This is a genomic window from Aquabacter albus (assembly GCF_040049275.1).
Taxonomy (GTDB): domain Bacteria; phylum Pseudomonadota; class Alphaproteobacteria; order Rhizobiales; family Xanthobacteraceae; genus Aquabacter.
In genome coordinates, this window is record NZ_JBDZDT010000002.1 from 315899 (window position 1) to 340808 (window position 24910).

A 24910-nucleotide genomic window follows, 5' to 3' on the forward strand; every position below is an offset into this window, starting at 1 on the left:
CAAGATCGTTGGGGAGTGTTCGAGCAATGCGCAATACGGCGACGGCGGAGAAGATCGATGGTCCTTTGGAGAGGATCGGAAAGATCATCTCGGGAACATCGCACATGATGGGAAGCGGGTTTACCGCGCATCACTTCTCGGAAGAGATGTTCGAAGGGCGGATGGATCCGCTTCTGATGGTGGATCACTTCGTGATGACCGCCCCGACGTTCGAGCCGCATCTTCATGCTGGCATTTCGGCGGTCACGGTCATGTTCGAGGACTCGCGGGGCGCGTTCCTGAACCGTGACACCCTCGGCCGCAACGTCGCCCTGAAAGCGGGTGATCTCTATTGGCTCGCGGCGGCCAGCGGGGCCGCCCATGAGGAGAAGCCGGAAGAGGGGGCGCGGACGCACGCCTTGCAGATCTTCGTCAACCTGCCCGCTCGCCTCAAGATGGAGCCGGCGCGCGCGCTTCACGTGCCCGCGCAAGAGGTGCCGGTCCTTCAAGGGCAGGGGCATCGCGTGCGGGTCGTGCTGGGGCGCAGCGGGACCGCCGTGGGCGCCGAAGGCACGCCGCAAGAGATGACGATGCTTGACGGCTTCCTGGAGCGGGATGGGTGTTTTGCCCACCACCTGCGGGAGGGGCGGCAGGCCTGGATCTACGCTGTCTCTGGCGGACTGACGGTTTGCGTTCAGGGGGAAGCGCACGCGCTGGAGGCGGGCAGCGCGACGACCGTCGGCGCCGGACCAGAGGCGGAGGTCATGCTGGCCGCCACGGAGCCCGCCCACTTCGTGCTGATGGCCGCGCAGCCGATCCGTGAGCCGTTCGTCAAGCACGGACCATTGGTGATGTCCACGGCGGCGGACGTCCGGCGGACGCTTGCGGGCTACGCCGAGGGTCGGCTCGGCCGCGTGCCGACCTAGCCGTTTCCTCACAATCGCAATCCGTGCGCGCGCCGCCCGAAGCGGCGGCGAACCGTCGAACTTTGCCCGTTGGGCAAGGCGCTACGACAAGGCCCGAGGCCCTGCTCGCTTTTCCTCATCGCAACGGCTCAATGGAGACTGGCAATGCCCGAGGTTGAAATTCACGACACGGAGCAAAGCGGAACTGAGATCATCAAAATCTCAGCCGAAGAGAGCGTTCGTGAAGCCGTTTTGCGTGCGCGGTTCGCCAGCTTCTGGGGAACCGCGGCCGGAGAGCCGAGGGCGGTTTACGACGCGTTCATCTCCGCAAGTCCTCTGGCGGACGACGTCACGCTCGAAGTTGTCGATGAGGAGGGTGTGGGCGGCTGGTGGGTTCGCCCCGTGCGCTCGGAGCCCGGCGCGGCGATCCTCTTCATCCATGGCGGCGGCTATGTGCAGGGCAATGCGAAGGCCTATCGCGGCTTCGTCAGCCAGCTCGTGAGCCGCACCCAGGTTCCCGCGCTCGTCATCGATTATCCTCTGGCGCCCGAGGCGACGCTTCCGGCGGCTCCGACCGCGGCCCTGAGGGCATGGCGGTGGCTGGCCTCTCAAGGTTTCCAGCGGATCGCGATCGTCGGGGATTCCGCGGGTGGCGGTCTGACGCTGGTCACGCTCGCAGCGTTGGCCAGGCTGGCTGAGGGGGCAGCGCCAGTCGCAGGAGCCGTGTTCTCTCCATGGGCCGATCTGGCCTTCACCGGCGCATCCATGACGGATCCGGCCGTGGAAGATCCGCTGATCGGCCATGAGTATCTGCAGGATTGTGCCCGGAAATATCTTGGCGCTGCAGATCCTTCGGATCCGCTCGCCTCGCCGCTCTTCGGCGATCTGCGGGGCTTGCCGCCCCTCCTCATCCAGGTCGGGACCGACGAGCGCCTGCTCGATGATTCCCGGCAATATGCCGAGCGTGCGCGGCGGGCAGGCGTCCCCGTCCAACTCGAGATCTGGGAGGGCATGCATCATGTCTTCCAGCTCGATGTCGCGCATCTGGAAAGCAGCCGTGCCGCGCTTGATCGCGCCGCCTGCTTCCTGCGCAACGCCTTCAACCCCGATTGAAGACGTCTCGACCGGTCGATCCATCAGGAAAGGAGAATTGCCATGCCCACATTCGAGGGGTCTTTCGACGTCGTCATCGTCGGTGGGGGATCCGCGGGCGCGGTGCTTGCGAACCGGCTGAGTGAGGATCGCGCCAGGCGCGTTCTCCTGCTGGAAGCAGGGCCGGCCTATGCTCCGGCGGACTATCCCGATGTGATCGCGAACGCGAACCGCGTGGGTGGGGACCAGGCGCACGACTGGGGTTATCACACCCAGGATCATCTCGCGCTTGGTCATGACGTGGCAGCCATTCGCGGGAAGGTGCTCGGTGGCAGCTCGGCCGTGAATGCGGCGGTCGCGATGCGCGCGAGACCGTCCGATTTCGCGCGCTGGGCCGCGCGTGGCGTCGAAGGCTGGTCCTTCGAGGACGTTCTACCGATCTACAAGGCGATGGAGAACACGCCGACGGGTGACGACGCCTGGCATGGGCGATCCGGCCCCTTCCCGATCCGGCAGCGGACAATGGAGGAGAACACCCCGTCGATGCGGGCCTTCGTCCGGGCCGCGGAGGCGGTTGGCCTGGCACGCGTCAGCGACTTCAACGGTGCGGAGCAGAACGGGGTTTCGCCCTATCCGCTGAACGTCGTCGATGGCCGGCGGATCAACACTGGCATGGCCTACTTGACGGATGACGTGCGGCGCCGGCCGAACCTGACGATCATGGGGCGGGCCGAGGTCGACAGTGTCGTCTTCGATGGGTCCAGGGCCACCGGTATTCGTCTTGCGAATGGCGAAACGATAATCGCCGGACAGGTGATCCTGTCGGCTGGCGCGTTCGGCAGCCCGGCAATCCTGATGCGCTCCGGCATCGGACCGTCGTCGCATCTCCGAGAGCTCGGCATCCCCGTTCTTCTGGACGCTCCCGTCGGCGAGCGGCTGAAGGAGCATCCCTTCTACTACAATGTCTACGCCCTCAAGCCGGAGGCCAAGTCCATGGCTCCGGTTGCAGGGGCAATCATCTGGACCAGCTCCAGCGAGGCGCGTGCGGACGAGCTCGATCTGCACATCTCCGGCACGCACATCTTCGACCCTGCGCAGAGCCCGACGGGAGGCGCGATCGTCCTTGCCTGCGCAGTGACGCTCCCGAACTCGATCGGATCCGTCCGGCTTGCGAGCCGCGATCCGCGCGCGATGCAGGTCATCCGCTACAATTTCTTCCAGGATCCGAGCGACCTGCGGCGAATGATGGAGGCGGTGCGGCTGTCTCGCCGGATCGGGAGAACGGCACCGTTCAAGGACGTGGTCGCATCTGAGATGGCCCCTGGAAGGGATGTCGAGGATGATGCCGCACTCGAGAAGGCGGTGATCGCCTCAGTGGACGGCTACGCTCATCCAACCTCGACGGTGCCGATGGGAGGCGCCGACGATCCGCGTGCCGTGGTCGATGCGAACGGCGCTGTACGCGGACTGGACGGCCTCCACGTCATCGACGCGTCGATCATGCCGGACATTCCTTCGGTGGCGACGAACGTCACGACGATCATGATCGCCGAAGCCATTAGCCGAAGGCTCTGAATGAAGCGGATGGATCGATATCCACGCCTCCGGATGGGACAGCTGGATGCTGTCCCATCCGGTGTTGATGCTTCTCGGCCGTCTCGCCGAAGCCTCTGGGGATACATAAGTTTTTCGTCGGTTCTGACGTGCTCCATGCCTCTGATGTCAAAGTGACGCGTAACGGCCTCGTCGCTTGACACCATCCGATGCTTCGGGTCTTCCTGTGGCCATGGTCCGCAACCTTGCACATGCCCTGCGAGCGATTCCCTGTCTGGCGATCCGCCGGATGGTGGCTGTCGCCGTGATGTTTTGCTTGGTTCTCGGCCCCCTGTGCGAGACGGTGGCTGCGCACCATGTCGATGATGTCGACAGCATTGTCGCGATGAGCGACGGAGCCGTCGACCAGGGTGCCGCGAAGACGGTTCCAGACCACGGGCCGTCTCTGCCCTCCGCCGACCACGATTGCCACGGCTGCGCCGCCGCGGTGCTTCATGCACCCATGGAGATCGCGATCGCACGCGTCCCGACAATTCTCGAGATCCTGTCTGAGAACCTTGTCGCGGGCCGTGTTCCCGGCGCCGAACTGCGTCCTCCCCGAGCCTGATCCTTCCGCACGTCGCGTGCTGACGCCCTGCGTCGGCCAATGCAGACCCATGCCCGGAATGGATCATGTTTTCTCGTGCCCTCGCGCTTGCGCTTGGGGCAGCGATCGCGCTGCTTCATGCGCCGGAGACGCGTGCCGCGTCCCCGCGCCCCATCACTTTGTCCCAGGCCCTGGCGAGCGCGCTCGCCGCCAATCCGAGGCTGACCGCCGCCGAGCGTGACATCGGCATGGCGGGCGGGCGGAGCATTCAGGCGGCGGCGCTGCCGAACCCGAGCCTGTCCCTGGACGTCGAGAATGCCTTCGGCACCACCTCGTACCAGGGGCTCGATCTCGCCGAGACGACGCTCCAGGTCAGCCAGCTCGTGGAACTCGGCGGAAAGCGCGAGGCGCGGATCGCGGCTGCGAATGCGGGATTGGGCGTCGCCCGCTGGGAAAGCGAAGCCCTGCGCCTTCAGGTTCTGGCGGAGACCACCGCCGCGTTCGTCACCGTCCTGAGCGCGCAACGGCGCCTGGACGTCCTCCAGGTGCAGGCCGGCGCCATCGAGCGCCTCGCGCCGCTGCTTCAGAACCGCGTCCAGGCTGGCGCCTCATCGCCGGCGGAGATTTCGCGGGCCAGGGTCGCCGCCGATCTCGCCAAGGTTGAGAGGGAACGCGCCAAGGCGGCCCTTTCGACCGCCCGGCGGGATCTCGCCCTTCTCATGGGACTGTCCGAGGCGAAGTTCGGACCCGTGACGGGTAACCTCGCCAAGGTGGGCGCGCCCCCGCCGCTCCAGCGCATTCTCAAGGCATCGCAGGAGAACCCGCAGCTCACGCGCTTCACCGCCCTCAAGGCGCAGCGGAGCGCGGAGCTCAGCGGCGCCCGGGCGAAAGCCGTGCCCGACGTGACCGTCGGCGTCGGCTATCGCCATTACAACGAGACCGTGGACAGCGGCATGGTGTTCTCGCTGTCGGTCCCGCTCCCGCTGTTCGACCAGAACCGCGGCGGCATCCTCGAAGCGAATGAATCCTTGAGGAAAGCAGAGGCCGAGGAGGCCATCGTCCGCAGCGCCCTGATCTCCCAGCTCGGACGGGCCCACGACACACTGAATGCCGCCTACGACGAGGTGATCCTGCTGCGCTCCAGCACCATCCCGGACGCCAGGGCAGCCTTCGAAGGGATCGAGAGCGGCTATTCCGAGGGGCGCTACACCCTCCTCGAACTCCTCGATGCCCAGTCGGTGCTGACCGACACCACGCTCCGCGAGCTTGACGCTCTCGTCTCGTTTCACACGGCCCTCGCCACCCTTGAGGGGCTGACCGGCCGTCCCGTGACCTTCGCCAAAGGAAAATCCAAATGAGCCGCTCGGCGCGACGCGACGTGGCGCTGCTTCTGCTCGGCCTCGTGGCCGGGGCGGGCACGCTCTATGCCCTCCAGGACCGGCCTGCCTCCGGCAGTGCCAGCCATGCCGCCGAAAGCGGCCACGGTCATGGGGAGGAGGAGGGGCATGCGGAAGGGGCGGTCGAACTCAATGACGCCAAGCTCGCAGCCGCGGGCATTGGCCTCGAGACGGCAGGGCCGGAGACGCTGCGCCGGAAACTCCGCCTGAACGGGCTGATCCAGCCGAACCAGGAAGCCGTCGTCCAGGTCGCTCCGCGTTTTCCCGGCATCGTCCGGGAGATCCGCAAGCGGCTCGGCGACAAGGTGAACAAGGGTGACGTCCTGGCCGTCATCGAGAGCAACCAGAGCCTCACGGCATACGACCTGAAATCGCCGATCTCAGGCACCGTGGTGGATCGCGCGGTGGCACTGGGCGAATACGTCTCGGAGCAGAAGCCCGCCTTCATTGTCGCCGACCTCTCCACCCTGTGGGTCGATCTTTCCGTCTACCGGAAGGACTTCGCGAAGGTGCGCGTCGGCGACCCGGTGCAGATCGACCCCGAGGATGGCGGCGCGCCCATCAGCGGGCAGGTGGCCTACGTCTCGCCCATCGGCGCGACGGATACGCAGAGCGCGCTGGCCCGCGTCGTCATCCCCAATGACGGCATGCGGCTGCGACCGGGCCTGTTCGCCGTGGGCACCATCGTGCTGGCGGAGAAGCCGGTCGATCTCGCGGTCAGGGCCAATGCCCTGCAGACCGTCGACAACCGAACGGTCGTGTTCGTGCGGAATGGCGATGCCTTTGAGCCGCGGGATGTCGAGCTCGGCGAGCGTGACGGGGAATGGGTCGAGGTGCTGTTCGGCCTGATGCCCGGGGACGTCTACGCCGCGAAGAACAGCTTCGTCATCAAGGCCGAGCTCGCCAAGGGGAGCGCCAGCCATGAGCACTGACGCGTTCCATCCGGCCCGGGAGGCATCGCGATGATCGACGCCATCCTCGCTTTCTCCATCCGCCAGCGCTGGCTCGTGGTTCTGGCATGCCTCGGCATAGCCGCCTTCGGCGCCTGGAACTTCACGCGCCTGCCCATCGATGCGGTGCCTGACATCACCAATGTCCAGGTGCAGATCAACACGTCCGCGCCCGGCTTCTCGCCGCTGGAGACCGAGCAGCGCATCACCTTCCCCATCGAGACAGCCATGGGCGGCCTGCCGGGGCTGGACTACACGCGCTCCATGTCGCGATACGGCCTGAGCCAGGTGACGGTCGTGTTCCGCGACGGGACCGACATCTACTTCGCCCGGCAGCTCGTGAACGAGCGCATCCAGCAGGCGAAGGACCAGCTTCCACTGGGCGTCGAGACCGCCATGGGGCCCATCTCCACGGGCCTCGGCGAGATCTACATGTACACGGTGGAGGCAAAGGACGGGGCCAGGAAGCCCTCGGGCGAGCCCTACAGCCCCACCGACCTGCGCACCATCCAGGACTGGATCATCAAGCCCCAGCTCCGCACCGTGCCCGGCGTGGTCGAGGTGAACACCATCGGCGGCTATGAGCGCGAGTTCCACGTCCTGCCGGACCCGGCGCGGCTCATGGCCTACCGCATCTCGTTCCGGGACGTGATGACCGCGCTCGCGGCCAACAATGCGAACGTGGGCGCCGGCTATATAGAGCGGAACGGCGAGCAGTATCTCGTGCGCACGCCCGGACAGGTGGCAAATGCGGACGAGATCCGGGAGATCGTCATCGGCAGCCATTCCGGCACGCCGATCCGCGTGGGCGACATCGCCGATGTGCGCGAGGGCAAGGAGCTGCGCACGGGCGCGGCAACGCTGAACGGGGAGGAGGTGGTGCTCGGCACCACCATGCTGCTCATCGGCGAGAACAGCCGCACGGTGGCCCAGCGCGTGGAGAATCGCCTGGAGGACATCTCTCGCTCGCTGCCCGAGGGCGTCATCGCCCGCGCTGTCTACGACCGCTCTCACCTCGTGGAAGCCACCATCGCCACGGTGGAGAAGAACCTCGTCGAAGGGGCACTGTTCGTCATTGCCGTGCTGTTCGTGCTGCTGGGCAACATCCGCGCGGCGCTGGTGACGGCCTGCGTCATCCCGCTGGCCATGCTCTTCACCATCACCGGCATGGTGGAGAACAAGGTCAGCGCCAACCTGATGAGCTTAGGTGCCATCGACTTCGGCATCATCATCGACGGCGCCGTCATCATCGTCGAGAACTGCCTGCGCCTCCTGGCGGAGGAGCAGCACAAGAGGGGCCGCCTGCTGACCCGGGCGGAACGTTTCGAGACCATCCTCGCAGGCTCGAAGGAGGTGATCCGTCCAAGCCTGTTCGGCACCATGATCATCGCGGTGGTCTACTTGCCGGTGCTCACGCTCACGGGCGTGGAAGGCAAGATGTTCACGCCCATGGCGGTGACGGTGCTGATGGCGCTGCTCGGCGCGGCGCTGTTCTCCATGACCTTCGTGCCCGCCGCCATCGCGCTGTTCGTCACGGGCAAGGTGTCCGAGCATGAGAACTTCATCATGCGCGGCGCGCGGCGCATCTACACGCCGCTGCTGGATGCCTCCATCAATTATCGCGGCGTGGTGGCCGTGGCGGCCGCCGCTTTGGTGATCGCCAGCGGCTTTGCGGCTTCGCGCATGGGCGGGGAGTTCATCCCGAGCCTTGACGAGGGCGATGCCGCCATCCAGGCGCTCCGCGTTCCCGGCACCAGCCTGACGCAGTCCCTGGAGATGCAGGAGGCCCTCGAGAAGCGGCTGCTGAAGGTGCCGGAGGTGAAGGAGATCTTCGCCCGCGTCGGCACGGCCGAGATCGCCACCGACGCGATGCCGCCGTCCATCTCCGACGGCTACATCATGCTGAAGCCCCGCTCGGAATGGCCGAACCCATCGAAGCCGAAGGCCGAGCTGATGGAGGACATCGAGAAGGCGGCCGCGGATGTGCCGGGCAGCAATTACGAGCTTTCCCAGCCCATCCAGCTCCGCTTCAACGAGCTCATCTCCGGCATCCGCAGCGATGTGGGCGTGAAGATCTTCGGCGACGATCTCGACACGCTTCTCCAGGTGGCGGGCCAGGTGCAGGCGGTGCTCCAGAAGGTGCCCGGCGCGGCGGACGTGAAGACCGAGCAGGTCTCGGGCCTGCCCATGCTCACGGTGGAGCTCAACCGGGCGGCCATGGCGCGCTACGGCGTCTCCGTCGCCGACGTGCAGGAACTGATCGAGATCGCGGTGGGCGGCAAGGAGGCGGGCGTCCTGTTCGAGGGCGACCGGCGCTTTGACATCGTCGTGCGCCTGCCGGAGGACCTGCGCACCGACATCGAGGCGCTTCGCACCCTGCCGATCCCGCTGCCGCCGGCGAACGACGAGGGCAGGCCGGTCCGCGCGACCTGGGGGACGGGCGCAACCTCCCAGATCCGCTATGTGCCGCTCTCGTCCATCGCCAACCTCACGGTGTCCCCCGGCCCCAACCAGATCAGTCGGGAGAACGGCAAGCGGCGCATCGTGGTAAGCGCGAATGTTCGCGACCGGGACCTCGGCTCGTTCGTCGCCGACGCCCAGAAGCAGGTCACTGAACAGGTGAAGCTTCCGGAGGGCTACTGGGTCGGCTGGGGCGGCCAGTTCGAGCAACTGGTCTCCGCCAGCCAGCGCCTCGCCATCGTGGTGCCCATCGCGCTGCTGCTGATCCTGCTGCTGCTGTTCATGAGCTTCGGGTCCATGGGCGATGCCCTGCTGGTGTTCTCGGGCGTGCCGCTGGCGCTCACCGGGGGCGTGGCGGCGCTGCTGCTCCGGGACATCCCCCTCTCCATCAGCGCGGGCATCGGCTTCATCGCTTTGTCCGGCGTCGCGGTGCTGAACGGCCTCGTCATCATCGCCTTCATCCAGCGCCTGAGGGCCGAGGGGAGGGCGATCCTCGACGCCGTGCGGGAAGGGGCGCTCACCCGCCTGCGGCCGGTGCTGATGACAGCCTTGGTGGCCTCCCTCGGCTTCGTGCCCATGGCGCTGGCGACGGGCCCGGGCGCGGAGGTGCAGCGCCCGCTCGCCACCGTGGTTATCGGCGGCATCATCTCCTCCACCATCCTCACTTTGCTGGTCCTGCCCGCGCTCTACGTCCTGTTCCGGCGCGAAAGCGAGCGGCCGGAACCTCTTCCCACCGCGACCCCCGAGGCCGCCTCAACCTAGCAAACCCAAGGAGACACCCATGTTGAAAGCCATTGCCATTGCCAGTGCGCTGCTGCTGTCAGGACCCGCTTTGGCGCAGCACGCCCACGGCGCGCAGAAAGGCCCGAATGGCGGGCCCATGGAGGACGTCGCCGGCGTCCATGCGGAATTGGTCGTGTCCGGCCAGGCCGTGACGGTCAACGTCTTCGACGAGGCCGGAAAGCCCCTCGACACCACCGGCTATACCGGCTCGGCGATGATCGTCTCCGGCAGCGACCGCAAGACCCTGCAGCTCGCCGCCTCCGGCAATGCCCTCACGGGACAGGCTGCAGCCCCCGTCGCGAAGGGCGCCGCCATCACCCTCGTGGTCAAGACCGCCGCCGGAAAGTCCGGGCAGGCGAAGTTCTCCGCCCCCTGACGTGAGGAGCAGGCAGACATGAACACCCCATCCCGCCTTATCCGAACCGCCGCCGCGACACTCGCGATGGTGCTAGCCGCGTCCGAGTTCCCCGCCTTTTCCCTGGAGAGCAATCCCCAGGGAAAGAAGCATGCGGAACGGCACGTGTTTCGCGACGTGCAACTCGGATTGAGCCATCCTTCCACCCACGGGAAGAGCACGCAGACCTCCGTCCCGCCGAAGCCTTTGTTTCCCTGGCTCCTGCCGCCGTCGGATCCGGGCGCTGTCGTCCAGGGTGGAACGGGCGCCCGGTAAAGGCCACATCACGCTGACGTGGCGAAGGCGGAGGGGAGCCCTCCGCCTTCAAGCGAGGATGTCCCCGCCTTCCCCGGTCATTGGCAATCGTTGGGTGGGGGCTCGCCGCGGAAGCGGGCGCTGATCCAGGCCACTGCGTCTCCCGCGGCATCCCGTGCGGAGAAGAGATGGCCGACGTCGGGAAGCCCTTCATAGCGCACCTTGCTGCCGCGCTGGCAAAGCCCATTCACATAGGCGGTCGTCACGGAGGGGCGGACCAGCTTGTCGCTCATTCCCTGGACGACGAAGACGGGGATGCCGGGGGGCAGCGGGCCGGGGGAGTTTTCTTTCAGCAGGCGGTTCCAGGGTTCGAGGTCGGCAATGTCGTCCACGCTCAGGAATGCCTTCTCAAGCGCCTGGGTCGGACCCCGGCGGGTGAGAACGTCGAACCAACCTTCGATGCAGTCGTCCGCAAGCTGATCGATGACGGGCACCGCCTGCGGAAGCACGACGGGCGTGAGCGGGGCGTGATAAATCCGGGACCAGGACCAGAGCGTCATGGCGGTGATGTTGTTGCCCGCGGCACTCCCCAGGTCGTCATTCATCAGAACACGCAGATCGGTCGCCGGTGCGGCGACTGCGATGCCGGAGAGGTTCAATTCGGGTGCATAGTCGTGCGCCAACAGCCCGGCGAACAGCGCCGCATGGCCGCCCTGCGAATGCCCCCACACCGCGAAGGTGTTGCTCGCGTCGGGGCCGAGCAGGTTCTGCGCGGCCCGCACGGAATCGATCACGGCACGGCCTTCGCTGACCCCGACCAGATACGGGTGCACCTCCGGGGTTCCAAGGCCCGGATAATCCGTCGCGGCCACAACATAGCCGCGCTGCAGGAGCGCGTTCAGGCCCTGGACGGATTCGAAGAACTTGAAGGACAGCGAGGGTGCGCACCGGGGCACCACGCCCGTCGTCGGATGGGCCCAGGCAACCACGGGCCGCCCGCCCGATGGAGCCGCCCCGGCGGGCGCGATGATCACGCCCGAGACCGGGATCGACGCGCCCGAAAGTCCGCGCGACCTGTAGATCACCCGATAGGCCGAGGCGCCATCTGGCGCGCCTTGCATAGGTTCGAAGCTGATCAGGCTACCCGGGGTGTCGTCGGCCCCGGCGGAACTGGCGGCGAGCGCGGCGGCCGTCAGGGCGACAATGAAGGACCATCTAAAGGTCTCAGCCAGGTGCTGGATTGAAGAGATCAGAGCGCGGTGAAAGGCGGTCATCACGCAGTCCCGTGTACGTGTCTTACCCAAGCCCAATGCTTAGCTGATTTGCCAGCAGTCCGCGCGTCGCTTTGCTCCTCCGCTCCATGCGGGGTCTCGTTCTCAAGATGCAGGGTCGAGGCGTCGAGGGTAGGGATGCGGTCTCTGGCATCAGGTCGAGGACCAGCTCGCGATGACGCGCGCGGACTTCCAACGCAAGGTGTGCCCGGTGCATGAGCGGGTTCGGAGCGAGCAGACTCAGTGCAGCGGCCTTAACGTCACTTCACCTCTTCCATGTCCCCCGGCTTCCAGCTTCCATCGAAGGCCGCGTGCTCGGGGCCATAGATGCGCAGATAGGTGAACCAGCCGCGCCCCGGCACCGTCTTGATCCAGCGGCCCTCATTCCTCGCTGGCGCGGTGGGGCCGAAGTAGAGGACGGTAGGCTCATTTTTTGAGGCGTCTTTCAGCTCGAACATGGACCGCAGGGCGGCCTTGTCCTGGTCGGTCTGGACCTCCGAGCGGGTCTGGGCGTCATAGAGGGTGACGGACCAGAACAGCCGGTACGGCACCGGCTGCGGGATGGTGAGCCGGTAGCTCTTGCCGCCGTCGAGATAGGCCTCGGTCGCATCGCGCGCGGCAAGCCAGTAAAGCGAGCCAGCCCCGGCGGAGCGGCGGAACATGGCAGGGGAGGTGACGATGGCCTGGGCGAACCAGCGGTCGCGCGCCTCAAGGTCGATTCCCGTGGGCGTCTCGAACTGCGCGCTGCCGGGCACGAGGCCGGCCCACTCCCATTTGCGGTCCGGCCAGGCGAAGCGGTCGGGCCGGTCGCTCGCGAAGGCGGAGACCAGCATCTGCTCCCGGCCGGCCTGCGCCGCCCGCTCCAGGATTGCCGTCATGCGCGCGTCCGGGGCGAAGGGCTTGCCCTTCTCGATGCCGATGGCCTCCAGCAGCCCGTACATGGGCAGGAATTTCTCGACGATGGGTTCTTCGTTGATGACGCGGTGGAGCACCTGCCAGAACTGGATGTTGTCCTCCCAGCGCAGCGACGTGCTGTCCGCGGGCATCTGGGTGGTATCCACCATCTTGACGGGCGTGGGGTTGGCGGCACCCAGCGGATAGATCCTGACGGCCCGCAGCGCATCCATGGCGCCGGGAACGTCGGCATTCACCGGCAGGGCGCGCACCGCTGCCAGAACCTTGTTAGAGAGCGAGCGGCCAGCGAAATAGCCGGCCGGCACCTCGCCCTTATATCCAGGCGGCAGGATGAGATGCCTGCCGCCCTTTCCCTCGTCGGGGCCGGGCAGGCCCATGTCCAGGACCCAGCCCTGGTGGTGGTCGTCCACGAGGCCAATATAGGCGCCCGGCGGCAGCTCGATCACCATGGGGCCCCGGGAGAGGTCGAGGGCGGCCGCGCCGTAGGGCGTATCGGAATTGAGTGTGAAGCCGACCTGCCGGGGACCGGCGGCCATGATCGCCATGGCCGCATTGTCCTCCAGGCCCAGCGCGCGGTTGCCGTTGAAGATGCCTTCCATGGAGACGGTTGGATACCAGAAGCGATAGGCGGTCACCGCCCGCTGGAAGTCCGCATCGTCATAGGCCTGCTTCGCGGCCTGCGCGGTGGGATAGCCCTTCTCGAAGGCGTACGGGCTGGCCGCGGGAGCCGTTTGTGCCATCGCGGCGGACATGAGCGCTATCTGTGCTGCATAGGTCATGGAGAGAAGCGATCTCATGGCTTGGTTCTCCCGGATGCCGGCCTCAATAGGGCCAGACGTAATTGACGATGGCTTCCTGGCGCAGCAGCACCTGGCGGATGATGTGGCTGCCTTTCACATGTTCGGTGAAGATGGCCGCCGTCCCGGCGCTTCCCGCGGGCAGCTTATGGGCAAGCGCGGCGTCATCGAGCGCGAGGCGCACCACGAAGGGCGATGTCTTCCAGAACAGGTTGAAGGGGACGATCTTCAGCCAGACCAGGAGGAAGAGCAGGACAAGATAGACGTTGAGCAGAAAGATGATCACGGCGCCGCCCCCGGTCCGGTCTTGGACGGCACATCCACATAGGCCCAGACGAACACGATGGGCCACAAAGCGAAGCCGCAGATGAGGGAGATCCACCCCGCAACCTGCACCGCGTGAGCCTGAGGGTGCCCCCGCTTGCGGGCGATGTGGCCGGGGAGCCAGCCGAGGATGAGGATCACTCCGACCGTGCTGATGGCCAGTACGGCGAGGACGATCCAGGCGAAGATGTCGAGCCTGGACATGAACGCTCCTTCACCTCGGTTACGTATCCATTATTTCACGTCGGTATGATGCCAATGCTTTCGCGGCGAATAAATCTTCGAATAACTACATACACTTAGGGCGTTTCTTGCGCTATCGTCATGTGGTGGGAAGGCGGTACATGACAGCACCGCAAGGGAGGCGATCATGCGTGTGAAAGCATTGCTGGCTTCGGTAGCGCTTCTCGGCGCCGGACTTCTGGGGGCCGATGCTCCCGCTTTCGCGCAGGCCCCACCCCAGCCCGGCCGGCCCAACATCCTCGTGATCTTCGGCGACGATATCGGCCAGACCAATCTCAGCGTCTATTCCATGGGGCTCATGGGCTATCGCACGCCCAACATCGACAGCATCGCCCGCGATGGCCTGATCTTCACGGACTATTATGCCGAGCAGAGCTGCACGGCCGGCCGTTCCACCTTCATCACCGGGCAGTCCACGCTGCGCACGGGCATGTCCAAGGTCGGGCTTCCCGGCGCCAGCCTGGGCCTCCAGAAGGAGGACATGACCATCGCCGAGGCGGTGAAGCCGCTCGGCTACGCCACCGGCCAGTTCGGCAAGAACCATCTGGGCGACAAGGACGAGTTCCTGCCCACCAATCACGGGTTCGATGAGTTCTTCGGCAATCTCTACCACCTCAATGCGGAGGAGGAGCCGGAGCATCCCGACTATCCCAAGGACCCGGAGTTCCGGAAGAAGTACGGGCCGCGCGGGGTCATCAGGTCCAGCGCCGACGGCAAGATCGAGGATACCGGGCCGCTCACCAAGAAGCGGATGGAGACCATCGACGACGAGACCACCAACGCCGCCATGGATTTCATGGACCGGCAGGTGAAGGCGCAGAAGCCGTTCTTCGTGTGGATGAACACCACGCGCATGCATCTCTACACGCATGTGCGCCCCGAAATGCTCGGCAAGAGCGGCATCTCGGAATATTTCGACGGCATGCTGGAGCATGACGGGGATGTGGGCAAGCTCTTGAAGAAGCTCGACGATCTCGGTATCGCCAACAACACCATCGTGGTCTACAGCACCGATAACGGCCCTCACATGAATTCCTGGCCGGACGGCGGGATGACCCCGTTCCGGGGCGAGAAGAACACTAATTGGGAGGGGGCCTACCGCGTGCCGGCCATGGTGCGCTGGCCTGGCCGCATCAAGCCCGGCACGATCTCCAACGACATCTTCTCCGGCCTCGACTGGTTCCCGACGCTGCTGGCGGCCGCCGGCGACACGGACGTGACCGACCGGCTCCTGAAAGGCTGGACCGTCAATGGCCGCACCTACAAGAACCATCTCGACGGCTTCAACCAGCTGCCCTACCTGACCGGGCAGACGGACAAGTCGGCGCGCAACGAGTTCTTCTACTTCAACGACGACAATCAACTCGTCGCGGTGCGGGTTGGCCCGTGGAAGCAGAATTTCTGCGAGCAGCGGGTGGAGGGCACATTGCAGGTGTGGGCGGAACCCTTCGTCTGCCAGCGCCTGCCCAAGCTGATCAACCTGCGCATGGACCCGTTCGAGCGCGCGCCGATTACGTCCAACACCTATTTCGACTGGCAGATGCGCCATGCCTTCCTGGCAATCCCGACCCAGGACGTGGTGGCGCGGTTCCTCGCCACCTTCAAAGAATACCCGCCGGCGCAGCGGCCGGCGAGCTTCTCCGTCGACCAGATCACGGACCAGCTCATGCGGCAGCTTCCGAACTGAAGGCAACCGGGCGGGGGCTGACGCTCCCGCCCGCCCGCTCTGAGGATATCGCCGTGCGTTCCAGACCGTGTCTTGTGGCTGGCATGACCTTCATCGCGGGCGCCATGGCAGGCGCCGTGCCCGCATGCGCCGCCGAGAACGGCATCGGCTTCTATCTGCTCGGCAGCCGCGGCCCCATGGCCGGCTATCTGCCGCCGCCGGGCGTCTATCTCCAGAACGATCTCTATCATTACAGCGGCACCGGCGGAGGCGGGAAGATCTTCTCCACCGGCGGGCGGCTGATCGCCGATGTGGAGAGCCAGGCCACCGCCGACTTCGTCACCGGCACGTGGGTGCTGCCGTTCGACGTGCTGGGCGGTAACCTCGCAGTGGGGGCGATCCTCCCTTATGGCCATGTGAACGTGGACGCCGGGCTGCAGCTTTTCGCGCCCCGCCTCAATGCGGTGTTCAACCGCGACATCGGCGATTCCGCGTCCGTTTTCGGCGATCCGGTCTTCTCCACGACGCTCGGCTGGCATGCGGAGAATTTCCACTGGAACGTGACCCTGCTGGTGAACACCCCCGTCGGCAATTATCGGGAGAATGCCCTCGCCAATCTCTCCTTCAACCGGTGGGCTAACGATCTCTCAGGCGCGCTCACCTGGTTCGATCCCAAGCTCGGCATCGATCTTTCGGGCGTCGTGGGCATCACGTTCAACGGCACGAACGACGTGACGGACTACACCACCGGCACCGAGTTCCATGTGGAATGGGCCGCCACCAAGACCCTCTCCAAGGAATGGTCGATTGGCATCCTCGGCTATTATTATCAGCAGCTCACCGGCGACAGCGGCTCCGGTGCCACGCTCGGCGCCTATGAGGGGCGCATCGCGGCCATCGGCGGCACCATCGCCTACAATTTCGAGGTGGGGAAGACGCCGGTCTCCACCCGCCTCAAGGTGTTCCAGGAATTCGCCGCCGAGAACCGGCTTGAGGGCACGCTCGGTTATTTCACGGTGGCGTTCCCGTTGATCACCGGCAAATAATCCGACGGGAGGAGACGAGGGTGAGCAGGGCGACGCGGGCACGGCAGGTGAAGGCGGCCACCATGGAGGCGCCCATGGTGCGCATCCAGGGCGGCACCTTCCTCATGGGCTCGGACCGCCATTATGCCGAGGAGCGGCCGGTCCACCGGGTCACCGTGGGCGATTTCTTCATGGACGAGACGCCGGTCACGAATGCGCAGTTCCGTGCCTTCGCGGAGGCGACGGGGCACGTCACTTTCGCCGAGATCGCTCCCGACCCGAAGGACTATCCCGGTGCGCTGCCGGAGATGCTGAAGGCGGGCTCGCTGGTTTTCTCGCCGCCCGACCATCCGGTGAACCTGAAGGATTTCAGCCAATGGTGGGAGTTCCGCTTCCGCGCCAACTGGCGCCGTCCCTATGGGCCCGGCAGTTCCATCAAGGGGCTGGACGATCACCCCGTGGTCCACGTGGCCTATCGGGACGCGGAGGCCTATGCGGCATGGACTGGCAAGGACCTGCCGAGCGAGGCGGAATGGGAATATGCCGCGCGGGGCGGCCTCGATGGGGCGGAGTTCGCCTGGGGCGATGCGCTCAGCCCTGAAGGCCGGCAGATGGCGAACACCTGGCAGGGCGAGTTCCCGCTCGAAAATCTCGGTCTCGACGGTTTCGAGCGTACCTCGCCCGTGCGCACCTTCCCGCCCAACGGGTTCGGCCTCCACGACATGATCGGCAATGTCTGGGAATGGACTGCCGACTGGTGGTCCACCCGCCATCCCGAGGATGCGCCCAAGGCCTGCTGCGTGCCGGTGAACCCGCGCGGCGGGCCGATGGAGGGCAGCTTCGATCCGCGTCAGCCCAACATCGCCATCCCACGCAAGGTGCTGAAGGGCGGCTCGCATCTGTGCGCGCCCAATTATTGCCGCCGCTACCGCCCCGCCGCGCGGCATGCGGAGCCGGTGGACACGTCCACCAGCCATGTGGGGTTCCGCTGCATCCGCCGCGTGACGGCTTAGGGGGTGAAGCATGCAACGGTCGGTCTTCCTCTGGACCCGGCGCCGGGTCCTCGGCGTCCTGCTCGGCCTCGGCCTTGCGGCCTTCGTGCCACTTGCCGCATTCGCCCAGAGCGATCCGCTTGCCTCCTGGAACGAGGGTCCCGCCAAATCCTCCATCATGGATTTCGTGCGCCGTGTCACCACCCAGGGCGGGCCGGATTTCGTGCCGGTGGAGGAGCGCATCGCCACCTTCGACAATGACGGCACGCTGTGGGCCGAGCAGCCCATGTATTTCCAGATCGCCTTCGCCATGGACCGCGTGAAGGCCATGGCGAAGGACCATCCCGAATGGAACGACCGGCAGCCCTACAAGGCCGTGCTGGAGGATGACCGTACGGCGCTCGCCGCGCTCGGTGAAAAGGGCTTTCTCCAGATCATGGCGGCAACCCATGCCGGCATGACGGTGGCGGAGTTCGAGACGATCGTTTCCGAGTGGCTGAAGACCGCCCGCCATCCCCGCTTCGACCGCCCTTACACCGACCTCGTCTACCAGCCCATGCAGGAGCTGCTCGCCTATCTCAGGGCGAACGGCTTCAAGACCTTCATCGTCTCCGGCGGCGGTATCGAGTTCATGCGGCCCTGGGCGCCGAAGGCCTACGGCATCCCGCCGGAGCAGATCGTCGGCTCCTCGGGCAAGACGCAGTTCAGGCTGGAGGGGGACACACCCTCGATCCTGAAGCTGCCGGAGATCGAGTTCGTCGACGACGGCCCCGGCAAGCCCGTGGGCATCAACCGCTTCATCGGCCGCCGCCCGGTCTTCGCCGCCGGCAATTCCGACGGTGACCTCGAAATGCTGCAATGGACGACGCTCAACACCGGCCCGCGCTTCGCCCTCATCGTCCATCACACCGATGCGGAGCGGGAATGGGCCTATGACCGCGACAGCCCGGTCGGGCGCCTCAACAAGGCGCTGGACCAGGCGCCCGCGCGCGGCTGGCTGGTGGTGGATATGAAGCGGGACTGGAAGCTCGTCTTCCCGTTTCAGAAATGACCGGCACGGCCGCCCCCTCCGACGCCCGCGCCGCGATCCTCGACATCAAGGCGCGCGTGAATGCCAGCATCATCGGCCAGGAGCGGGTGGTGGAGCGGCTCATCCTGGCGCTGCTCGCCAATGGCAACGTGCTGCTGGAGGGGCTTCCGGGCCTTGCCAAGACGCGGGCCATCAAGAGCCTGTCCCAGGCGCTGGTTTCCGATTTCAGCCGCATCCAGTTCACGCCGGACCTCCTGCCGTCGGATGTCACGGGCGGGGAGATCTACCGCACCGACGCGCAGGGGCAGGGGAGCTTCGAATTCCGCAAGGGGCCGGTCTTCGGAAACCTCGTTCTGGCCGACGAGATCAACCGCGCGCCCGCCAAGGTTCAGTCCGCGCTGCTGGAGGCCATGGAGGAGCGGCAGGTGACGGTGGCGGGCAAGCGCTATGCGCTACCGGACCTCTTCATGGTGCTCGCCACCCAGAACCCCATCGAGCAGGAGGGCACCTATCCGCTCCCCGAAGCGCAGATGGACCGCTTCCTCATGCATGTGCGCATCGGCTATCCCCGCGATGCGGACGAGGAGAAGGTGATGCTGCTGGTGCGCGCGGAGACCGCCGGCACGGCGGCGCCGCCGGCCGAGAAAGTTCCGCAGGAGGTGGTGTTCGCAGCGCGCGGGCAGATCGACGCCGTGAAGACGGCGCCGCCGATGGTCTCCTACATGGTCGCGCTCGTGGTTGCGACGCGGCGGCCCGCCGAGTTCGGGGACAAGCTGAAGGACTGGATCGCCATCGGCGCGAGCCCGCGCGGCTCTCTGGCGCTGGACAAGGTCTCGCGCGCCTACGCCTGGCTCCAGGGACGCGACTATGTGATCCCGGAAGACGTGCAGGCAGTGGTCCATGACTGCCTGCGCCACCGCATCTCGCTCTCCTATGGGGCGAGCGCCGACGGCGTGACGGCGGACGACGTCCTGGATGAGGTGGTGAGGCAGGTCGCCGTCGCGGTGTGAAGGAGGCGGACCATGACAAGGGAGGCGCGCGTCCACGTCACGCTCGACGGTCTCCTTCGCCTGCGTCACCGGGCCAGCGGCTTCTCCTTCCTGCCGCGCCAGCCTGTTCACAGCCTGCTGGCCGGGCGCCACGCCTCGCGGCTGCGCGGTCGCGGGCTCGATTTCGCGGAATTGCGCCACTATGCGGAAGGCGACGACGTGCGCACCATCGACTGGTCGGCCACCGCCCGCCAGGGTGAGCCCTTCGTCCGGGTCTATACCGAGGAGCGCGACCGATCCGTCCTGCTGCTGGTGGACCAGCGGCTCTCCATGTTCTTCGCCAGCCGCGGCGCCATGAAGTCCGTGGTGGCAGCGGAAGCCGCGGCGCTCGCCGCCTTCCGCGTGGCCTCCCTCGGCGACCGGGTGGGCGCCGTCATCTTTTCCGAGGACGGGTTCGTGGAGATCAGGCCGGCGCCACGGGACGGGGCGGTGTGGCGCATCCTTGATGCGGTGGCACGGCAGAATGCGCGCCTCACCGCTGCCGATCCCCGTCCTCTCGACCCGTCCCTCCTCAATGCGGCCCTGGAACGGGCGGGCCGGCTCGTCCCCCATGATGGCCTCGTCTGCCTCATCACCGATGCCTTCGGCGCGGATGCGCAGACGGTGGAGCTGGTGACCCGCATCACCGCCCACAACGATGTCCTCACCATCTTCATTTCCGATCCTTTGGAAGCGGAGCTCCCGGACGTGGGGCGGGCCGTCATGGCGCAGGCCGACTTGCGCCTGGAGGTGGACACGGCCTCCCCCGCTCTGCGCCGACGGTACGCCGCCGATTTCGTGGCGCGCCGGGAGGCCATCGAGAATTTCTCACGCAAGCGGGCGATCCCCGTCCTGCCCGTGTCCACGGAACGGGATGTGGCGGAACAGTTCCGCGATCTCCTGGGCGAACGGTTGGCGAAGGGGAGGCTGCGCACATGAGCGATCCCGCCGACCTCTCCAACCTCAACGACATTGTCCTGCCGCCGGCGGTCTCCTATTGGCCGCCCCAGCCCGGCTGGTGGATCCTGGCAGCAGGGCTTTTCGCCATCGCCGTCATCGCCGTGGTGCGGCTCATCCTGCGGTATCGCGCCAATGCCTATCGCCGGGCGGCGCTCGCCGAATTGGCCCGCATAGGCCAAGCCACGGATGCGGACAGCGCGCAGCGCATCTCCACCATCCTCAAGCGCGCGGCGCTTGTCGCCTATCCGCGCGAGCAGACCGCGGCACTCACCGGGCCCGCATGGCTCGCTTTCCTCGACCGCACGGGCGGGACATCGGCCTTCACCCAGGGCCCCGCGCGCGAACTGGTCCCGCTCGCCTTCGGTGCCGCATCGCATGCGGACGGCATCGCCATCGCCCGCGCGGCCGCCCACTGGGTGCGACGGCACCGGGGAGGGCGGGAATGCTGAGCTTCGCCTATCCCTGGGCGGCCTTGGCGCTGCCCCTGCCGGTGATCGTCTATCTTCTCGTCCCGCCCTACGCGCAAGGGCGCGCCGGTGTCCGCGTGCCCTTCTTCGGCCGCCTCGCGGCCCTGACGGGCGCAACGCCCGGCCGGGATGCGGGCGTCATGCGGCGCGGTCCGTGGCGGATGCTGGCCTTGACGCTCTGCTGGCTGCTGGCGCTCGCGGCCCTCATGCGCCCCCAATGGATCGAGCCGCCGATCCACCATGAGACGCCCGCACGGGACATGCTCCTGCTCGTGGACCTCTCAGGCTCCATGGACACGCAGGATTTCACTGATGCCGCCGGACAGAAGGTCAACAGGCTCGCCGCGGTGAAGGAGGTGCTGGACGGCTTCCTCAAGCGCCGCACCGGCGACCGGGTGGGCGTGGTGGTCTTCGGCAACGCGCCGTTCACGCTGGTGCCCTTCACCACCGATCTCGGCCTCGCCCGCAAGCTGGTGGAGGAGATGCAGGTGGGCATGGCGGGCCCGCGCACCGTGTTCGGCGACGCCATCGGCCTCGGTATCATGCTGTTCGATGCATCCAAGGCGCCGGCAAAGACCATGATCGCGCTCACCGACGGCAACGACACCGCGAGCCGCGTGCCCCCGGCGGAGGCGGCGCGCATCGCCAAGGACAAGGGCATCGTCATCCATACGATTGCGATCGGTGATCCTGTCGCGGCCGGGGAGGAGAAGCTCGACGAGCAGGCGCTCAAGGACGTCGCTGATGCCACCAGCGGCACTTTCTCCCGTGCCCTGGACCGCGCCGGGCTGGAGGACATCTACGCCCGCCTCGATGCCATGGAGGCCCGCAAGGTCGAGACGGTGACCTTCCGGCCCAGAACGGACCTCTTCTGGGTCCCGCTTGCCGCACTCACATTGGCGTCTCTGCTGTTCCAGGCCGCCCGGCTGGTTCGCTGGCCGTGCCGCAGGGCAGAGGCGGCGGCATGACGGAACTGCTCGCCAATGCCCATTTCCTGCGGCCCTGGTGGCTCCTCCTGCTGGGACCCGCCGTCATGCTCTGGTGGCTGGAGCGGCGCGCCCTTGATCCCGCCGCCCGCTGGCGCGGCGTCATCGATCCGGTGCTCCTCAGAAACCTCACCGTCGGCGTGGATGCGGCCCGTCGCTTCGCTCCCAAGGACCTGCTGTTGGCGGGATGGATCCTCGGCATCGTTGCCATCTCCGGCCTCACCTTCCGGCAGGAGCCGTCGCCCTTTGCGGCCGCGGCGCGTCCGGCCATGTTCGTCCTGAAGGTGACGCCCTCCATGCTGACGGAGGACCTGAAGCCGACGCGCCTCGACCGTGCCCGGCAGAAGATGGCCGACCTTCTCGGCCTGCGGGAAGGCGCCCCGACGGGCCTCATCGCCTATGCCGGCTCCGCCCATCTCGTCTTGCCGCCGACCCCGGATGGAAGCGTCATCGCCACCATGGCGCAGGCGCTCTCGCCCGGCATCATGCCGAAGCCCGGAGATGCCCTTGCCGCAGCCGTGGAGCTCGCCGCCAAGGTGCTGTCGGATGGTGGGGAAGGCGGCTCTATCGTCGTCTTCGCCGATACCTCGCCGGCGGATCAGGTCACACGGCTGCGCGAGATGCCGAACCTCGTAATCCTGCCCATGGAGCTGCCGGAGCGTGCGCAATCCGACCCGGGCTGGCGGGAACTGCGGTCCGATCTCGTGCCGCTCTCCCTCGATACAAGCGATGTCACCAGCATCGCGCGGCGCCTGGAGAGCGGACCTGCACCGGCGGTGCCGGGCGAGGGCCAGCGCTGGCAGGAGGCGGGGTATTGGCTGACGCCGCTGATCGCGCTGCTGGTCCTTGGCTGGTTCCGGCGCGGATGGGTGCTGGCATGAAGAGCGCGCTTCATGCCGCTGTCCGTCGCCCCATCGTCTTTACGCTGGTGCTGACGGCGGCCGCCCTCGGAATAGCCAGTGTCGGATTTGGCTGGGCGGACCTCTGGGCCACCGCCGACCAGCGCGGCCGTTTCCTGTTCACCCGCGGCCAGTACCAAGCTGCGGCGGATGCCTTCGTCGACCCCGTGTGGCGCGGCGGCGCCCTGATGAGGGCCGGGAACTTCAAGGATGCCGCCCAGGCCTTCGCGGGCGTGGATACGGTGGAGGGCGCCTATGACGAGGGGAATGCCCTCGTCATGCTGGGGAAATATGCCGAGGCCATCGCCCGCTACGACCGCGCGCTTGCGGAACGGCCTGAATGGCGCGAGGCGCAGGGAAACCGAGCCATTGCCCAGGCGCGGGCGGAACGCCTGAAGGCGCCGGGCGGGGACGCGGGCGAGCAGCGCGAAGGGGCGGACCAGATCGTCTACGACAAGGATGCCAAGCGGCCCGATGGTGAGGCGACGGAGACCGCCGGCGCGCCCATGAGCGACGCGGAGATCCGCGCCCTCTGGCTGAAGCGCGTGGAGACCCGGCCCGCCGACTTCCTCCGCGCCCGCTTCGCCTATCAGCTCCAGGCGGCCGAACCGCCGGCAGGCGCAAAATGAAGCTCCTCGCGCTCATCCTGCTGCTGGTGCTCGGTGCGGCCTCGGTCCGCGCCCAACCGGCCGCGCAGCCGCCCGTTCTCGTGCGCACCACGCTGGCGCCGCCCAGCGGCGCGGTGATCGGCCAGCACGTGCGTCTGTTCGTGGATGTGCTCTTTCCCGGCGACATGCCCCACCCGCCGCGCATCGCCCTTCCCGATGTGCCGGGCGCACAAGTGCTTCGGTTCGAGACCCAGGGCACCACCATGGGCGACACGGTGGGCGGCGTCTCCTACACGGGGCAGCGTTTCGAGTTTGCCCTTTATCCCCGGCGGGGCGGGACACTCATGATCCCTCCCGCCAAGGTCACGGTTCTCGATCGGGCGGGCGATATCACTGGAACCGTGCAGGGAGAGAGCCTCCAAACGGAGATTTCGGTCCCGCCGGGCGTTTCCGCCGCCACGCTTGTGATCGCCACGGACAGTCTCACGCTCCGGGAAACGTGGTCGCCTGATCCAGCCTCCTCGTTCAAGGCGGGTGATGCCATCACGCGAACCATCGTCCGTCGCGCCGCCGATATCCCCGCCTTGGCCATGCGCGACCTTCCCTTCACCGCCCCCGCAGGCATCCGCGTCTACGTGCAGCCGCCCGGGAGTGACGACCATTTGTCCCGAGGGGATCTCACCGGTGAGCGGACCGACCGGGTAACCTACGTCTTCGAGACCGGCGGGAGCTTCGTGATCCCCGCGGTCTCCCAGCCATGGTGGGATCTCGATGGGAAGGTGCTGAAGGTCGAGGAAGGGCGGGGAATTTCGATAATCGTCGCGGCCGTCCCGCCATCAGAGGAAACACGGCCGTTTCCGTGGCTTCTCCTGTGGTTGGCGGCTGCGCTTCTCCTTGCCGTGTGCATTGCCGTGATGTGCTTGCGGTCTCGTATCCGGATATGGATCGCCGCATGGCAGGAGCGTCGGCACGGGTCCGAAGCGGCTGCGTTCCGGGATCTCCTGAACGCCTGCAAGGCGGGCGAGGCCGCTACGACCTATGCGGCGTTCCGGAAATGGAAGGGGAGGTTGCCGTCGGGAGCAGCCGAAGCCACGTCCGCGATCGTCCGCGAGCTGGAGCGCAGCCTATTCCGGGGGGATGGAAATTCTGCCTGGTCCAGGGAGGACGGCTACTCCATGGCGCAGGCCCTGCGCGCATGGCGACGTCAAACCCAAGACCAGCATCGTGCCCACCTCACGGGGCCGCTTCCTCCCCTCAATCCCTCTCGCAACTGACCGCTCCTCTCCACTGGAGCGATATCCTCTTGCTGATGCCGCGGAGGCGGAGCCCTGCTGGCGATCCGCC

Annotated in this window: 23 protein-coding genes and 1 pseudogene; 20 read left to right on the forward strand and 4 right to left on the reverse strand. The window is 66.8% G+C overall.

Annotation, left to right across the window (positions count from 1 at the left end; all coding sequences use genetic code 11):
* Nucleotides 1-26 precede the first annotated feature (26 nt).
* The 9 genes from ABLE91_RS04515 to ABLE91_RS04555 all read left to right on the forward strand — a co-directional run bounded on the left by ABLE91_RS04515 (nucleotide 27) and on the right by ABLE91_RS04555 (nucleotide 10376).
* The gene (locus tag ABLE91_RS04515) at nucleotides 27-905 is read left to right on the forward strand and encodes a pirin family protein (protein ID WP_348928814.1); all 879 of its coding nucleotides are present in this window, start codon (nucleotides 27-29) and stop codon (nucleotides 903-905) included.
* A gap of 144 nt (nucleotides 906-1049) precedes the next feature.
* Nucleotides 1050-1997 (forward strand): alpha/beta hydrolase, encoded by a 948-nt coding sequence (locus ABLE91_RS04520; protein ID WP_348928816.1) that lies wholly within the window; start codon nucleotides 1050-1052, stop codon nucleotides 1995-1997.
* 42 nt (nucleotides 1998-2039) lie between these two features.
* Nucleotides 2040-3551, forward strand: coding sequence for a GMC family oxidoreductase (locus ABLE91_RS04525; RefSeq protein WP_348928817.1), 1512 nt, complete (start codon nucleotides 2040-2042; stop codon nucleotides 3549-3551).
* Between the two features lie 211 nt (nucleotides 3552-3762).
* On the forward strand, nucleotides 3763-4137 hold the full coding sequence (locus ABLE91_RS04530; protein WP_348928819.1) for a hypothetical protein: 375 nt from the start codon (nucleotides 3763-3765) through the stop codon (nucleotides 4135-4137).
* Nucleotides 4138-4202: 65 nt separating this feature from the next.
* Nucleotides 4203-5474: a TolC family protein gene (locus ABLE91_RS04535; protein WP_348928821.1), complete on the forward strand. Its 1272-nt coding sequence runs from the start codon at nucleotides 4203-4205 to the stop codon at nucleotides 5472-5474.
* Nucleotides 5471-6445 carry a divalent metal ion exporter adaptor subunit IhpB gene (gene ihpB, locus ABLE91_RS04540; RefSeq protein ID WP_348928822.1) on the forward strand — a complete coding sequence of 325 codons (975 nt, stop codon included), beginning with the start codon at nucleotides 5471-5473 and terminating at the stop codon, nucleotides 6443-6445. Before ABLE91_RS04535 ends, ihpB begins: the two co-directional genes overlap by 4 nt.
* Before the next feature lie 30 nt (nucleotides 6446-6475).
* The gene (locus tag ABLE91_RS04545) at nucleotides 6476-9685 is read left to right on the forward strand and encodes an efflux RND transporter permease subunit (RefSeq protein ID WP_348928823.1); all 3210 of its coding nucleotides are present in this window, start codon (nucleotides 6476-6478) and stop codon (nucleotides 9683-9685) included.
* A 19-nt stretch (nucleotides 9686-9704) separates the two neighbouring features.
* Entirely contained in the window at nucleotides 9705-10082 is a 378-nt protein-coding gene (locus tag ABLE91_RS04550; protein ID WP_348928825.1) for a hypothetical protein, read from the forward strand.
* Nucleotides 10083-10100: 18 nt separating this feature from the next.
* Nucleotides 10101-10376, forward strand: coding sequence for a hypothetical protein (locus ABLE91_RS04555; protein WP_348928827.1), 276 nt, complete (start codon nucleotides 10101-10103; stop codon nucleotides 10374-10376).
* Between the two features lie 77 nt (nucleotides 10377-10453).
* Here the strand turns inward: ABLE91_RS04555 and ABLE91_RS04560 are convergent, their stop codons facing one another.
* The 4 genes and pseudogenes from ABLE91_RS04560 to ABLE91_RS04575 form a co-directional block, all read right to left on the reverse strand.
* The gene (locus ABLE91_RS04560) at nucleotides 10454-11629 is read right to left on the reverse strand and encodes an alpha/beta fold hydrolase (RefSeq protein ID WP_348928829.1); all 1176 of its coding nucleotides are present in this window, start codon (nucleotides 11627-11629) and stop codon (nucleotides 10454-10456) included.
* Nucleotides 11630-11886: 257 nt separating this feature from the next.
* Nucleotides 11887-13338, reverse strand: coding sequence for a DUF1254 domain-containing protein (locus tag ABLE91_RS04565; RefSeq protein ID WP_348928831.1), 1452 nt, complete (start codon nucleotides 13336-13338; stop codon nucleotides 11887-11889).
* Nucleotides 13339-13363: 25 nt separating this feature from the next.
* Nucleotides 13364-13540, reverse strand: a pseudogene (locus ABLE91_RS04570) (efflux transporter periplasmic adaptor subunit); the annotation flags it as partial.
* 80 nt (nucleotides 13541-13620) lie between these two features.
* Nucleotides 13621-13866, reverse strand: a complete 246-nt coding sequence (locus ABLE91_RS04575) for a DUF3302 domain-containing protein (RefSeq protein ID WP_348928833.1) — start codon at nucleotides 13864-13866, stop codon at nucleotides 13621-13623.
* Between the two features lie 166 nt (nucleotides 13867-14032).
* Here ABLE91_RS04575 and ABLE91_RS04580 point away from each other — a divergent pair, with 166 nt between their 5' ends.
* From ABLE91_RS04580 to ABLE91_RS04630, 11 genes are all read left to right on the forward strand, one after another.
* Nucleotides 14033-15592 (forward strand): arylsulfatase, encoded by a 1560-nt coding sequence (locus ABLE91_RS04580; protein WP_348928835.1) that lies wholly within the window; start codon nucleotides 14033-14035, stop codon nucleotides 15590-15592.
* Nucleotides 15593-15675: 83 nt separating this feature from the next.
* Nucleotides 15676-16617, forward strand: a complete 942-nt coding sequence (locus ABLE91_RS04585) for a SphA family protein (protein ID WP_348928836.1) — start codon at nucleotides 15676-15678, stop codon at nucleotides 16615-16617.
* A gap of 62 nt (nucleotides 16618-16679) precedes the next feature.
* Nucleotides 16680-17609, forward strand: a complete 930-nt coding sequence (locus tag ABLE91_RS04590; RefSeq protein WP_510181909.1) for a formylglycine-generating enzyme family protein — start codon at nucleotides 16680-16682, stop codon at nucleotides 17607-17609.
* Nucleotides 17610-17619: 10 nt separating this feature from the next.
* Nucleotides 17620-18639 (forward strand): HAD family hydrolase, encoded by a 1020-nt coding sequence (locus ABLE91_RS04595; protein WP_348928838.1) that lies wholly within the window; start codon nucleotides 17620-17622, stop codon nucleotides 18637-18639.
* Nucleotides 18636-19628, forward strand: coding sequence for an AAA family ATPase (locus ABLE91_RS04600; RefSeq protein WP_348928839.1), 993 nt, complete (start codon nucleotides 18636-18638; stop codon nucleotides 19626-19628). The genes ABLE91_RS04595 and ABLE91_RS04600 overlap by 4 nt, the downstream gene beginning before the upstream one ends.
* A gap of 12 nt (nucleotides 19629-19640) precedes the next feature.
* The gene (locus ABLE91_RS04605) at nucleotides 19641-20585 is read left to right on the forward strand and encodes a DUF58 domain-containing protein (protein ID WP_348928840.1); all 945 of its coding nucleotides are present in this window, start codon (nucleotides 19641-19643) and stop codon (nucleotides 20583-20585) included.
* A complete protein-coding gene (locus ABLE91_RS04610) occupies nucleotides 20582-21055 on the forward strand; it encodes a DUF4381 domain-containing protein (RefSeq protein WP_348928841.1) in 474 nt (157 codons plus the stop codon). Before ABLE91_RS04605 ends, ABLE91_RS04610 begins: the two co-directional genes overlap by 4 nt.
* Nucleotides 21049-22041, forward strand: a complete 993-nt coding sequence (locus ABLE91_RS04615) for a VWA domain-containing protein (RefSeq protein WP_348928843.1) — start codon at nucleotides 21049-21051, stop codon at nucleotides 22039-22041. The genes ABLE91_RS04610 and ABLE91_RS04615 overlap by 7 nt, the downstream gene beginning before the upstream one ends.
* Complete coding sequence (locus tag ABLE91_RS04620) at nucleotides 22038-22940, forward strand: VWA domain-containing protein (protein WP_348928844.1); 903 nt, start codon at nucleotides 22038-22040, stop codon at nucleotides 22938-22940. Before ABLE91_RS04615 ends, ABLE91_RS04620 begins: the two co-directional genes overlap by 4 nt.
* Nucleotides 22937-23587, forward strand: coding sequence for a tetratricopeptide repeat protein (locus tag ABLE91_RS04625; protein WP_348928846.1), 651 nt, complete (start codon nucleotides 22937-22939; stop codon nucleotides 23585-23587). The genes ABLE91_RS04620 and ABLE91_RS04625 overlap by 4 nt, the downstream gene beginning before the upstream one ends.
* Entirely contained in the window at nucleotides 23584-24840 is a 1257-nt protein-coding gene (locus ABLE91_RS04630; protein WP_348928847.1) for a hypothetical protein, read from the forward strand. The genes ABLE91_RS04625 and ABLE91_RS04630 overlap by 4 nt, the downstream gene beginning before the upstream one ends.
* Nucleotides 24841-24910 lie beyond the last annotated feature (70 nt).